This is a genomic window from Streptomyces sp. NPDC059679 (assembly GCF_042734105.1).
Classification (GTDB): Bacteria; Actinomycetota; Actinomycetes; order Streptomycetales; family Streptomycetaceae; genus Streptomyces.
Genome location: NZ_JBHWES010000119.1, coordinates 1 through 13,450 on the forward strand (window position 1 = coordinate 1; position 13,450 = coordinate 13,450).

Below are 13,450 nucleotides of genomic sequence, written 5' to 3' on the forward strand. Positions count from 1 at the left end.
GCCCGCGGCCGCACGCTCCCTTCCGCCACCCCACGCCCCCTTCCGAGGGGGCGTTCACCTGTTCGCGGCCCTGTTCGCGACACCCGTTCGCGCCGCCCGGTACCCGCCGGGGCAGCCCGATGGCCCGGCGGGTATCGCGTATCTCTGCGTAGCGCCAAGCAATCACCAAGACGGCGTGGCCAGATCGTGGGATGTCTTTGGCCGAACACACCCCCGTCGAGATCCCGCCCGGCCGAACCGCCGCGTCGGCGCGCCGGGCCGGTGGCAGCCTCCTGGCGTGATGTGGATGAAACGTGTGCGGGCCGACCGGGAGCTGCGGCCCGGCGGCTTCGCGCCGGTGATGGCGACCGGCATCGTCTCGCAGGGGGTCCGCGCCGCGGGGGCGCGATGGGCGTCGGACGGGCTGCTCGCGGTGGCCCTGGCGATGTACGGACTGCTGCTGGTGGCCTGGGTGCGGCGGGTGACCGGGCACCGGCGGGAGGTGGCGGCGCAGCTGAGAGACCCGGCGAAGGTGTTCGGGTTCTTCACCTTCGTCGCGGGCTCCGATGTGCTCGCCACCCGGCTGGCGGCCGGGCCGTGGCGGCCGGCCGCGGCGATTCTGCTGGCCGTGGCCCTGCCCGTATGGCTGGCGCTGATGTGGTGCGCGGCACGGGTGGTGCGCGCGCTCGGGTCCGACGGCGTGCTGCGGCATGTCGACGGCAGCTGGTTCCTGTGCGTGGTGGGCCTCCAGTCCGTGGTGCTGGCCGGCGCCGCGCTGGAGCCCCACCGGGCCCTGGCGGCGAAGGAGATCGGCTGGGCCCTCGGGCTGGCGCTCTATGCCGTGGTGGCCGTGGCGGTGGCGAGCCGGCTGCTGCGCCTCGGCGTACGGCCGCAGGAGCTGTCGCCGCCGTACTGGATCACGATGGGCGCCTGCGCGATCAGCCTGCTGGCCGGCGCCCGGCTCGTGCCGCAGGGGCTCGACTCCTCGCCCCCTGGGGACGTCGTCGCGGGGTTTCTCCTGGTCATATGGGGCTGGATGACCTGTCTGCTGCCGGTGCTGCTGGCCGCCGGGGTCTGGCGGCACGGGGTGCACCGGGTCTCGCTCGGCTATGAGCCGACGTGGTGGACGATCGTCTTCCCGCTGGGCATGTACGCCGTGTCCACGGCCACCCTGGGCACCGCCGAGGGGCCGCACCGACTGGTGCCCGTGGGGCATGTGATGGCCTGGGCTGCCTCTGGGGCATGGGCCATGGTCATGTTCGGCGCGTTGGGCGACCGAGGATTTGGCCAGAAAATGAGGTCAAGAAATCGCAACGCCTCCCGTCCGGCGCCGCCCGGGCGATGAGGAGGACCAGGCCGTACCGATCACCAGGCCAGTTTGATGCCTCGTCAACTCCCGTCAACTTTTGCCTGGTGGGCAAGTCATGCGCCTGAGGCAAGCATTGCAAAGTGCAAGAAAAAACAGATTCAGGTGATGCCAAATGGCCGAAAGCGGTCAGACGGTGTGGCTGATACGCGAGCAATGCTGAGGCGCGAACCCAAGCAGGTCACATGCCGCTGCCGGGGGGAAGCGGCATGTGACCCGGCCCCCCACTCAGAGGAGTTGTTGGTCCGTGGCGCGTCGCACAACACGATCGGCGGCCGAGTCAGCCGCGTCAGCGGTGACCGAGCGCCTCCTGCGGGCCGGGGCGTCCCTCAGGCGCACCCCGACCACCCGGGACCTGCGGGCCGTGTACCGGACCGACCAGGCGGTGGAGGACTCCCCGTACCGGGAGCGCTGGGCCCACGACAAGGTGGTGCGCTCCACGCACGGCGTGAACTGCACCGGCTCCTGCTCCTGGAAGGTGTACGTCAAGGACGGGCTGATCACCTGGGAGACCCAGCAGACCGACTACCCCTCGGTCGGCCCGGACCGGCCGGAGTACGAGCCCCGCGGCTGCCCGCGCGGCGCCGCCTTCTCCTGGTACACCTACTCGCCCACCCGGGTGCGCTATCCGCACGCCCGCGGTGTGCTGGTCGAGCTCTACCGGGAGGCCAAGGCGCGGCTCGGCGACCCGGTGGCCGCCTGGGCGGAGATCACCGGCGACCCGGACAAGCGCCACCGCTACCAGTCGGCCCGCGGCAAGGGAGGACTGGTCCGCATCACCTGGGACGAGGCGCTGGAGATCGCGGCCGCCGCCCATGTGCACACCCTGACGGCATACGGCCCGGACCGGATCGCCGGCTTCTCCCCGATCCCCGCCATGTCCATGGCCTCGCACGCCGTCGGCGCCCGCTTCATGTCGCTGATCGGCGCGCCGATGATCTCCTTCTACGACTGGTACGCGGATCTGCCCATCGCCTCCCCCCAGGTGTTCGGCGACCAGACCGACGTCCCCGAGTCGGGCGACTGGTGGGACGCCGCCTATCTGATGCTGTGGGGCTCCAACGTCCCCGTCACCCGCACCCCCGACGCCCACTGGATGGCCGAGGCCCGCTACCGGGGCCAGAAGGTGGTGGTGGTCTCCCCGGACTACGCGGACGCCACCAAGTTCGCCGACGAGTGGCTGCACCCCCATCCCGGCACCGACGGCGCGGTCGCCATGGCGATGGGACACGTCATCCTCAAGGAGTTCTTCGCCGAGCGGGAGGTTCCCTACTTCACCGACTACGTCCGGCGCTTCACCGATCTGCCCTTCCTGGTCGACCTGGTCGAGCGGGAGCCGTCCGGACACCGCGTCCCCGGCAAGTTCCTCACCGCCGCCGATCTGGAGGAGACCGATCCGGGCCTGGCCGCCCACGCCGACGAGGCGGCCCGGCGCTGGATGCCGGTGCTCTACGACACGCGGACCGACCGCCCGGTCGTCCCCGGCGGCACCCTGGGCGACCGGTGGAGCAAGGGCGGCGAGGGCCGCTGGAACCTGGACCTGGGCGACATCACCCCCCGGCTGACCCTCCATCAGGCCGCCGGGACTGTCGAGACCGCCCTGGTCGAGCTGCCCCGCTTCGATACGCCGGGCGCCACCGTACGGCGCTCCGTCCCCGTACGGCGGCTCGGCGGACGGCTGGTCACCACGGTCTTCGACCTGCTCATGGCCCAGTACGCGGTGGGCCGCCCCGGCCTTACGGGACAGTGGCCGACCGGCTACGACGACGCCACGGTGCCCGGCACCCCCGCCTGGCAGGAGACCATCACCTCCGTACCGGCCGCCGCCGTGATCCGCGCGGCCCGCGAATTCGCGGGCACCGCCGAGAAGAGCAACGGGCGCTGCATGATCGTGATGGGCGCCGGCACCAACCACTGGTTCCACTCCGACACCATCTACCGCTCGTTCCTCACCCTGCTGCTCCTCACCGGCTGCCAGGGCGTCAACGGCGGAGGCTGGGCGCACTACGTGGGCCAGGAGAAGGTGCGGCCCTTCACCGGCTGGCAGCAGCTGGCCACCGCCGCCGACTGGGTACGGCCCTCCCGGCAGATGGCCGGCACCCCGTACTGGTATCTGCACACCGACCAGTGGCGCTACGAACGGTACGGCGCCGACGCGCTGGCGTCCCCCACCGGCCGCGGCCTGTTCACCGGCCGCCACACCGCCGACCTGGTCGCCCAGTCCATGCGTCTTGGCTGGATGCCCTCGTACCCCACCTTCGCCGCCAACCCCCTCGACCTGGGCCGCCGGGCCAAGGAGAGCGGGCAGCCGGCGGGGGAGTGGATCGCCGGACAACTGGCGGCCGGGCAACTGGACTTCGCCTGCGAGGACCCGGACGCGCCGGAGAACTGGCCCCGTGTGCTGACCGTGTGGCGGGCCAACCTCATCGGGTCCTCCGCCAAGGGGAACGAGTACTTCCTGCGCCATCTGCTTGGCGCCCGCGACAACGCCACCGCCGAGGAGGCCCCGCCCGGCAACCGCCCCGCGGACGTGACCTGGCGCGATACGGCGCCGCGCGGAAAGCTCGACCTGCTGCTGGCGCTGGACTTCCGGATGACCTCCACCACGCTCTTCGCCGACCTCGTACTGCCCGCCGCCACCTGGTACGAGAAGCACGACCTGTCCAGCACGGACATGCACCCGTACGTCCACGCCTTCACCCCGGCGATCATCCCGCCCTGGCAGGCCCGCACCGACTTCGAGATCTTCCACGGCCTCGCCCGCAAACTGAGCGAACTCGCCGCCGGACGCCTGGAGACCGCCCACGACCTGGTGGCGTGCGCCCTGATGCACGATACCCCCGGCGAGACCGCCCAGCCCGGCGGCACCGTACCGGACTGGCGCGACGCGGCGACCGGCACCGTGACCGGCGCCGAACCCGGCCGCAACCTGCCGGACTTCGCCCTCGTCGAACGCGACTACACTGCCGTCGCCGACCAGCTCGCCGCCTTCGGCCCGCTCGCCGAACGGCAGGGCATGCGGGTCAAGGGCGTGGGCGTCGACCCCGCGCCGGAGGCCGCCTGGCTGGCGGACCGCTGCGGCACCGCCGTACGGGGCGCGGCCAAGGGACGGCCGCTGCTGGACACCGACACCAAGATGTGCGAGGCGATCCTCGCCCTCTCCGGCACCACCAACGGACGCCTCGCCGCCGAAGGGTTCCGGCAGCTCGCGGAGCGCTGCGGCCCGGCCTCGGGCCTCACCGAACTGGGCGCCTCGGTGGCCGAGCGCCGCGTGGTGTTCTCCGACACCCAGACCCGCCCCGTGCAGGTCGGCGCCAGCTTCGAATGGTCGGGCAAGGAGGCCCCCGACCGCCGCTACGCGCCGTTCACCATCAACACCGAGCACCGCAAGCCCTGGCACACCCTCACCGGCCGCCAGCACTTCTACCTGGACCACGACTGGATGGCCGAACTCGGCGAACAACTGCCCGTCTACCGGCCCCCGCTGGACATGGCCGCCCTCGGCGAGGCCCCGCCACCCGGCGCCAACAGCGGGGATACCGGCCGCTCGGTCACCGTCCGCTATGTCACCCCGCACTCCAAGTGGTCCATCCACTCCGAGTACCAGGAAAACCTGATCATGCAGACGCTGGCCCGCGGCGGCCCCGTCATCTGGCTCAGCGTGCCCGACGCCCAGTCCATCGGCGTGGCCGACAACGACTGGATCGAGGCGGTCAACGCCAACGGCGTCGTCGTCGCCCGGGCCGTGGTCTCCCACCGCATGCCCGAAGGCACCGTGTTCATGTACCACGTACAGGAACGCCTGGTGAACGTGCCCAAGTCCGAGACCACCGGCGGCCGGGGCGGCACCCACAACGCCCTCACCAAGCTGCTCATCAAGCCCACCCACCTCATCGGCGGCTACGCGCAGCTCTCCTTCGCGCCCAACTACTACGGACCGACCGGCAACCAGCGCGACGCGATCACCGTCATCCGGCGCCGGTCCCAGAACGTGGAGTACTGACATGCCCCGCCGCCAGCCGTCCCGCCCCAGGGTGATGGCCCAGGTCGCCATGGTCATGAACCTCGACAAGTGCATCGGCTGCCACACCTGCTCGGTCACTTGCAAACAGACCTGGACCAACCGGTCCGGCACCGAATACGTCTGGTTCAACAACGTCGAAACCCGCCCCGGCCAGGGGTATCCCCGCGGCTACGAGGACCAGGACAAGTGGAAGGGCGGCTGGCACCTGAAGAACGGCCGGCTCGTGCCGCGCACCGGCGGCCGCGCCCGCCGCCTCGCCCGCCTGTTCGCCAACCCCGAACTCCCCTCCCTCGACGACTACTACCAGCCCTGGACGTACGACTACGACAACCTCACCACCGCCCCCCTCGGCGAGGACCTGCCCACCGCCCCGCCCCGCTCCCTCATCGACGGCCGCCCCACCGCCGTCACCTGGGGCCCCAACTGGGACGACGACCTCGGCGGCGGCCCCGAACACCTCGCCGGCGACCCGGTCCTCGCCAAGATGACCGAGAAGGTGCGCCTGGAATACGAGCAGGCGTTCATGTTCTACCTGCCGCGCATCTGCGAACACTGCCTCAACCCCTCCTGTGTCGCCGTCTGCCCCTCCGGCGCGATGTACAAGCGGGTCGAGGACGGCATCGTCCTCGTCGACCAGGACCGCTGCCGCGGCTGGCGGATGTGCGTCAGCGGCTGCCCGTACAAGAAGGTCTACTTCAACCACCGCAGCGGCAAGGCCGAGAAGTGCACCTTCTGCTACCCGCGGATCGAGGCCGGCGAGCCCACCGTCTGCTCCGAGACCTGCGTGGGCCGGCTGCGCTACCTCGGCGTGCTGCTCTACGACCCGGACAAGGTCGGCGAGGCCGCCTCAGTCCTCGACGAGAAGGACCTGTACGAGGCCCAACTCGGCTGCTTCCTCGACCCCGACGACCCGGAAGTGGTCCGCGCCGCGGAGGAGTCCGGCATCCCGCACGACTGGATCGAGGCCGCCCGCCGCTCCCCGGTCCACGCGCTGATCACCCGGTACAAGGTGGCGCTGCCGCTGCACCCCGAATACCGCACCATGCCCATGGTCTGGTACATCCCCCCGCTCTCCCCGGTGGTCGACGCGCTCACCGCCACCGGCCACGACGGCGAGGAGCCCGCCAACCTCTTCGGCGCCATCGACGCCCTGCGCATCCCCGTCTCGTACCTCGCCGAACTGTTCACCGCAGGCGACCCGGAACCGGTCGAGGCCGCCCTGTGCCGGCTCGCCGCCATGCGCAGCCATATGCGGCGGAACAACCTCGGCGAGGAACAGGACCCCGCGATCGCCCGCGCGGTCGGCATGGACCAGGAGACCATCGAGGCCATGTACCGGCTGCTCGCCCTGGCCAAGTACGACGAGCGGTACGTCATCCCCACCGGCTACGCCGCGGGCTCGGGCCACGACGGGCCCACTGACACCTGCAGCCTCGACGTGGACGGGCTGCCCGGGATGATGCCGGACGGCTTCCCCGGCGCCGACGACTTCCACGCCCCGCCGGTGCCCGCCCCTGCTGGTGCCGGTGCCGGGTCGGGGCTCGCCGGCCGGTTGAACCTGCTCAACTGGAACGGCCGCGGACGCCCCAGCGGACTGTTCCCGCGCCGCGCCGAGGAGCAGGGATGACGTCCATGAGTCCGATGAAGCCGCCGCGCCCGCTGAGCCCGGCGACCCCCGCCGTGCACCAGGCCGCCGCCCTCCTCCTCGGCTACCCCGACCGGCACTGGCCCGCCCGCCTGACCCTGGTACGCGACGCCCTCGGCGAGGTGACCGGCCCAGGCACCGCACCGCTGCTGCGGTTCTGCGCCGCCGTACAGGACATCCCCGTACTCGACCTGGCCGCCCGCTACGTCGTCACCTTCGACCGCAGCCGGCGGCGCACCCTGCACCTCACCTACTACACCGACGGCGACACCCGGCGCCGCGGCGGCTCGCTCGCCGCGTGGAAGGCCCGCTACCGCGCCCACGGCTGGGAGCCCCCCGAGGACGAACTGCCCGACTATCTGCCCCTGGCCCTGGAGTTCGCCGCCCGCTGCCCCGCCCCGGGGACGCGGCTGCTGCGCGAACACCGCCCCGCCATCGAGCTGCTGAGGATGGCCCTCGCCGACCACGACAGTCCGTACGCCGAGGTGCTGCGCGCCGTCTGCGACACCCTGCCCGGCGCCTCGCCCGCCGACCGCGCCACGGCCCTGGCGCTCGCCCGCGGCGGACCACCCGCCGAAGCGGTCGGCGTAAGTGGTCTGGGGTAGGGCCGGGCGGCGTCGCGTGCCGATGGGCGGCGCCTGGCCGCACCCCGCTCGTCGCACGCAGGGGGTGCCCCCAGCGGTAGCTGGGGGAGCCGCGGAGCTCTCCTCACGGGGCACGCCCATGCTTGCCCCTCGACCCTCCCCCTCGGCCCTGGCGGGCCTGGGGGGACCCCCTCCTTCTCCCACCCGGCCCCACCCCAGACCACTGACCCCCCTTCGCCGCCGCCCCCGAGCGCGCCGGCCACCTTCCGGGAGGAACCGGCCGATGAACCACCTCAACATCGCCCTGTGGGGCGTGCTGCCCTACCTCGTGCTCGTCCTCTTCGTCGCGGGCGTCGCCTGGCGCTACCACTACGACCGCTTCGGCTTCACCACCCGCTCCAGCCAGCTGCACGAACACCGTCTGCTGAGCATCGGCGGCCCGCTCTTCCACTTCGGGCTGCTGTTCGTCGCCGCGGGCCATGTCGTCGGCCTGATCATCCCCGAATCGCTGACCGAGCGGCTGCGCGTCAGCGAAGGGCTCTACCACGCCAACGCGCTGCTCGTCGGCGGCACCGCGGGCCTGGCCACCGTCGCCGGCCTGGGGCTGCTGCTCTACCGGCGGCTGCGGGTGCCCGCCGTACGGGCGGCGACCAGCCGAAGCGACCGGGCCGTCTACCCCGTGCTCGCCGCCGTCCTGCTGGCCGGGCTCACCGCGACCGCCACTGGCGTGGGCGACGACGCCTACGACTACCGGGAGGGCGTATCCGTCTGGTTCCGCAGCCTGTTCACCCTCGACCCCAATGTCCCGGCCATGACCCACGCGCCCCTCGTCTACCGGCTGCACGCGCTGCTGGGCCTGGCGCTGTTCGCGCTATGGCCCTTCAGCCAGCTCGTCCACGCCTTCGCCGCCCCCCTCGGCTACCTGGTCAGACCGTACGTGGTCTACCGCTCCCGCACCCCGGCCCGGCCGTACCGCCACCCGGCGCTCACCGGGCCGGACGGCGCGGACGCACCTCCCCGGAAGCGGCGGCGAGCACATCACTGACCCGGGCGGGCCCGGCCCCGGACGGCCCTGCCGCCCGGAGGTCGGGCTCGTCCGCGACCGCGTTCAGCGCCCGCAGACCATGCGCAAGACCGGCCCGCGCCTCGGCGGGCAGCCGCTCCACCAGGACGGAGATCTCGGCGCGCCGGTACTCCAACACCCGCGCCACCACCTCCGCGCCCCGGTCGGTCACCCGCAGCACCACCTCCCGGCGGCTGTCCGGATTGACCCGCCGGTCCACCAGGCCCAGCGACTGCAGCCGGTCCACCGTCCGCAGGGCGGTGGACGGGTTGACCCCGAGCCCGGATGCCAGCGCCGCCAGCTTCGCGGGGCCACAGCTGTCCAGCACCACCAGGGCGCGCAGCTGCGTCGCCGTCAGCGTCTCGTCGATCGAGGCGAGCGCCCGCGCGGAGATCGCCACCAGCAGCCGCGAGGCGGCCATCATCGAGGCGATGAGTTCTTCGGTCAGGCCACTGTCGTCCGGCTGCCGGTCCACGTCGCCCCCTCGCCCGCTCGACGTTTGTGCCCGGGCATCTTACGGAAGCCGGGCCCGCGCTTCATCACGCCACCTCGCCGTGTGTGCTTCATCAGCCAGGCCGCCGCGATCAATTCACGCACCGGCACTACCACGTACGAGTGGATCTGTCGCGACGACAGGCCGAACCGCTTGTGCGCAAAGTACTTTAGGCCCCGAGTCCAGATGTTTCGCCTGTCCCGCGCGCCCGGTCCGCCCACCGAGGCCGTGAGACCCGCCCCCGGGCGGCCCGGCGCCGCTTTTGAGACATCGCCAGGACCGTTCCCCTGCCCGACCTCGAGACGAGGGGCACACCCATGCCTGTGCCCGCTTCCGCGACCGCCCGCCTCCTGGCCGGTGGTACCGAAGGCCCGCGCGCGCTCCGCCCGATGCTCGACACCGTCCTCGACGCCCTCGCCACCGGCGCCGCCGACCGCGGCGGCCCGCTCCCGCCCGGCGGCCCGAGGGCCGTCGCCCGTCGCGTACGGGCCGCGGCCGAACCCGTGCTCCCCGCCGTCGGCACCGGCGCCCACCAGGCCCTGCACACCCTCGTCCGGGCCCTCGCCGCGGGCGCCGCCGACCCCGCCGAACCACACTGCACCGCCCATCTGCACTGCCCGCCCCTCGCCGTCGCGGCCGCCGCCGACCTCGCCGCCAGCGCCCTCAACCCGTCCCTCGACTCCTGGGACCAGGCCCCCGCCGCCGGCGAACTCGAAAAGCTCACCTGCCGCGCCCTCGCCCGGCTCGTCCACCCCCACCGCCCGAACCCCGACGCCCTCGCCACCACCGGCGGCACCGAGGCCAACCAACTCGCCCTGCTGCTCGCCCGCGAGGCCGCCCGCACCGCGGGCGCCACCGCCCCCCTGCGGATCGTCTGCGGAGCCAACGCCCACCACAGCGTCCACCGCGCCGCCTGGCTCCTGGGCCTCCCCGCGCCCCTCACCATCCCCACCCCCACCGGCGTCCTCGACCCGGCCCGCCTCCACGACACCCTCGCCGAACTGCCCGGCCCACCACACCCCGTACTCGTCGTCGCCACCGCGGGCACCACCGACACCGGCGCCATCGACCCCCTGCCGCCCATCGCCGACCTCTGCGACCGCCATGCGGCCACCCTCCACATCGACGCCGCCTACGGCGGGCCGCTCCTGTTCAGCGACACCCTCCGCACCCGGCTCCACGGCCTCGACCGGGCCCGCACCACCGCCCTCGACCTGCACAAACTCGGCTGGCAGCCCGCCGCGGCCGGCCTCCTCGCCGTCCCCGACAGCGCCGTCCTCGCCCCGCTCGCCCACCGCGCCGACTACCTCAACGCCCACGACGACACCGCCGCGGGCATCCCCGACCTCCTCGGCCGCTCCCTGCGCACCACCCGCCGCCCCGACATCCTCAAAATCGCCGTCACCCTGCGCGCCCTCGGCCGCCGCGGCCTCGGCGACCTGGTCGAACGAGCCTGCGCCGCCGCCCAGCACCTCGCCGACCTCATCGACGCCCGCCCCGGCCTCGACCTCTACGCCCGCCCCGCCATCAGCACCGTCCTCTTCCGGCCCGCCGGAGCCGACCCGGCCGCCGTCGCCGCCGTACGACGCCGCCTCCTGCGCGAGGGCCGGGCCGTCCTCGGCCGCGCCACCACCTACGAAGGGCTCTGGCTCAAGGCCACCGTCCTCAACCCGCACACCCAGCCCAGCGACCTGCGGGCGCTGGTCGCACTCGTGGAAGGCAGCACCCCATGAGCACCGCCCAACCCCCCACCCCCGCCGCCGGACCCGAACAGCCCCTGGACCTCGCCGGCATCGGCATCGGACCGTTCAACCTCTCCCTGGCCGCCCTCGCCCAGGGCATCCCCTGCCTGCGCACCGCCTTCTACGAACAGCGCCCCGCCTTCCACTGGCACCCCGGCCTGCTCATCGATGGCGCCAAGGTCCAGGTCCCCTTCCTCGCCGACCTCGTCACCCTCGCCAACCCCACCAGCCCCTGGACCTTCCTGAACTACCTCAAGGCCCACGAACGGCTCTTCCCCTTCTACAACGCCGAGCGCTTCCACATCGAACGCGCCGAATACGACGCCTACTGCCGCTGGGTCAGCCGCCATCTCCCCGGCCTCCACTTCGGCCACCAGATCGACGCCGTCCGCTGGAACCACGACCACCTCCTCTTCGAACTCGACTTCACCGAACTCGACGCCACCGGCGAGGCCCGCCACATGGGCCGCAGCTACGCCCGCGCCCTGGTCCTCGGCGTCGGCACCGAACCCCACGTCCCCGCGCCCCTGTGCCCCCTCGTCGACACCCCCGGCGTGCCCGTCATCCACTCCGCCGACTACCTCGAACACCGCGAAGCGCTGCTGGCCACCGGCCATGTCACCGTCGTCGGCTCAGGCCAGTCCGGCGCCGAGGTCTTCCTCGACCTGCTCCGCAACCGGCCCCCGGGCGCCGAAGGACTCCACTGGCTCACCCGTACCCCCGCCTTCGCCCCCATGGAATACAGCAAGCTCGGCCTCGAACACTTCACCCCCGACTACGCCCGCTACTTCCACGCCCTGCCCGAATGCGTACGCGACCAACTGGTGCCCCGCCAATGGCAGCTCTACAAGGGCATCGCCCACGACACCATGACGGACATCCACGACGAGCTCTACCGCCGCACCCGGCACGGCGGCTGGCCCGACACCGTCCTCACCCCCGGCGTCACCGTCCGCACCGCGGGCCGCACCGCCGCCGCCCGCCTCGAACTCCACCTCGAACACGCCCAACAGGGCGCCCGCAGCCGCCACATCACCGAAGCCGTCGTCCTCGCCACCGGCTACCGCGAACGGCGCATCGACACCATCATCGCCGCCCTCGACCCCTACATCCGCCGCGACTCCCGCGAACGCCCCCGCATCGACGAACACCACCGCATCGTCCTCGACCCCATCGTCAAGGGCCCCATCTACGTCCAGAACGCCCAGCGCCACGCCCACGGCGTCGGCGCCCCCGACCTCGGCCTCGCCGCCTGGCGCTCCGCCGTCATCCTCAACTCGCTGACCACCGAACCCGTCTACCCCCTCCCGCCCCGCACCGCCTTCACCACCTTCGGCCTCCAGCCCACCCACCCCGGCAGCGCCGCCGGACACCTCCCCGAACAGCGCGACAGCTTTCGATCATCCGACACCCGGGCCATCCTTGGGTGATGGCCAACAGACAACTCCGAGTCGCCGCCTACGCCGTCTGCATCCAGGACGGCAGAATCCTCCTCGCCCGATGGGTGGGCCCCGACAGCAAACAGTGGACGATGCCCGGCGGCGGCATCCGGCACGGCGAAGACCCGTACGACGCCGCCATCCGCGAGGTCGAGGAGGAGACCGGCTACACCGTCGAGATAGACGACCTCCTCGGCATCGACTCCGTCCACCACCGCTACGCCCGCCGCCGCGGACGCGACGCCGACTTCCACGGCCTGCGCGTCGTCTACACCGCGCATATCGTCGGCGGGCAGCTGCGCAACGAGATCAATGGCTCCACCGACCAGGCCGCCTGGATCGAACTCGACCGCGTCGCCGAACTGCCCCGGGTCCCGCTCGTGGACATCGCCCTGTCGCTGCACCGGACACGGCCCGCCCAGGGCAGGGTCCAGACGCCGGCCTGACGAGGCGGCTGCGACCGGCTCACTGACACCGGCCTGAACAACAGGCCCACGGCGCCAACCACCCCAAGAACCGAACCATCCTGAGAACCGGCCTTCTCACCCGCCCGCAAACCGCCCGCAAGGAGCAGCCACCCCATGGACCACGCCTCTCCGCAGCCCACGACCGCCCTGCCCTACGGCACCCCCGAAAGCCCGCGCGTCGCGGTCCGCGGCGAGGCCCGCCTCGAAGTCGACCCCGAGATCGCCCGCCTCGGCATCACCGTCAGCGCACGCGGCAGCGACCGCCGCACCGCCCTCGAAGACCTGACCCGTCGTAACGCCCAGGTCCTCGACCTCGTGAAGTCCTACGGCCAGGCGGTCGAGAAGCTGGAGACCGGCGCCTTCGCCATCACCCCGCAGCTCACCGCCAAGGGCCGTCACGAGCGCATACACGCCTACCATGGCCGCGTCCACCTCTCCGTCACCATCGCCGACTTCACCGCGCTCGGCGAGCTCAGCACCCGCCTCGCCGACCTGGAACTCACCCAGGTCATCGGCCCCTCCTGGGCCCTGCGCCCCGACTCGCCCGCCCACGCCGAGGCGCGCCGCCAGGCCGTACGGGAGGCGGTCCAGCGCCCCCCCGAATACGCGGGCGCGCAGGACGCCCCGCGCACCGCCCGCCGAGGGGGC

General features: G+C 72.6%; 10 protein-coding genes. 9 read left to right on the plus strand and 1 reads right to left on the minus strand.

Going from position 1 to position 13,450, the window contains the following annotated elements; translation table 11 throughout:
• Positions 1–286: 286 nt before the first annotated feature.
• The 5 genes from ACFV2X_RS53295 to narI all read left to right on the plus strand — a co-directional run bounded on the left by ACFV2X_RS53295 (position 287) and on the right by narI (position 8,643).
• The gene (locus ACFV2X_RS53295; RefSeq protein WP_385631044.1) at positions 287–1,324 is read left to right on the plus strand and encodes a tellurite resistance/C4-dicarboxylate transporter family protein; all 1,038 of its coding nucleotides are present in this window, start codon (positions 287–289) and stop codon (positions 1,322–1,324) included.
• 316 nt (positions 1,325–1,640) lie between these two features.
• Positions 1,641–5,348 carry a nitrate reductase subunit alpha gene (locus ACFV2X_RS53300; RefSeq protein ID WP_385631045.1) on the plus strand — a complete coding sequence of 1,236 codons (3,708 nt, stop codon included), beginning with the start codon at positions 1,641–1,643 and terminating at the stop codon, positions 5,346–5,348.
• Position 5,349: 1 nt separating this feature from the next.
• Positions 5,350–6,996 carry a nitrate reductase subunit beta gene (narH, locus tag ACFV2X_RS53305; RefSeq protein WP_385631046.1) on the plus strand — a complete coding sequence of 549 codons (1,647 nt, stop codon included), beginning with the start codon at positions 5,350–5,352 and terminating at the stop codon, positions 6,994–6,996.
• Complete coding sequence (gene narJ / locus ACFV2X_RS53310) at positions 6,993–7,619, plus strand: nitrate reductase molybdenum cofactor assembly chaperone (protein WP_385631048.1); 627 nt, start codon at positions 6,993–6,995, stop codon at positions 7,617–7,619. The genes narH and narJ overlap by 4 nt, the downstream gene beginning before the upstream one ends.
• Before the next feature lie 262 nt (positions 7,620–7,881).
• Complete coding sequence (gene narI / locus ACFV2X_RS53315) at positions 7,882–8,643, plus strand: respiratory nitrate reductase subunit gamma (RefSeq protein WP_385631049.1); 762 nt, start codon at positions 7,882–7,884, stop codon at positions 8,641–8,643.
• On the opposite strand, the gene ACFV2X_RS53320 is transcribed toward narI, so the two are convergent.
• Complete coding sequence (locus ACFV2X_RS53320) at positions 8,585–9,136, minus strand: MarR family winged helix-turn-helix transcriptional regulator (protein ID WP_385631051.1); 552 nt, start codon at positions 9,134–9,136, stop codon at positions 8,585–8,587. The genes narI and ACFV2X_RS53320 overlap by 59 nt on opposite strands.
• A gap of 335 nt (positions 9,137–9,471) precedes the next feature.
• Between ACFV2X_RS53320 and ACFV2X_RS53325 the strand changes: the two genes are divergently transcribed.
• From ACFV2X_RS53325 to ACFV2X_RS53340, 4 genes are all read left to right on the plus strand, one after another.
• Positions 9,472–10,887, plus strand: a complete 1,416-nt coding sequence (locus ACFV2X_RS53325) for a pyridoxal phosphate-dependent decarboxylase family protein (protein ID WP_385631054.1) — start codon at positions 9,472–9,474, stop codon at positions 10,885–10,887.
• Positions 10,884–12,326 (plus strand): lysine N(6)-hydroxylase/L-ornithine N(5)-oxygenase family protein, encoded by a 1,443-nt coding sequence (locus ACFV2X_RS53330; RefSeq protein ID WP_385631056.1) that lies wholly within the window; start codon positions 10,884–10,886, stop codon positions 12,324–12,326. The genes ACFV2X_RS53325 and ACFV2X_RS53330 overlap by 4 nt, the downstream gene beginning before the upstream one ends.
• Positions 12,326–12,781: an NUDIX hydrolase gene (locus ACFV2X_RS53335; RefSeq protein ID WP_089511374.1), complete on the plus strand. Its 456-nt coding sequence runs from the start codon at positions 12,326–12,328 to the stop codon at positions 12,779–12,781. The genes ACFV2X_RS53330 and ACFV2X_RS53335 overlap by 1 nt, the downstream gene beginning before the upstream one ends.
• 135 nt (positions 12,782–12,916) lie before the next feature.
• On the plus strand, positions 12,917–13,450 hold a 534-nt coding region (locus ACFV2X_RS53340; protein WP_385631058.1), incomplete at its 3' end, for an SIMPL domain-containing protein.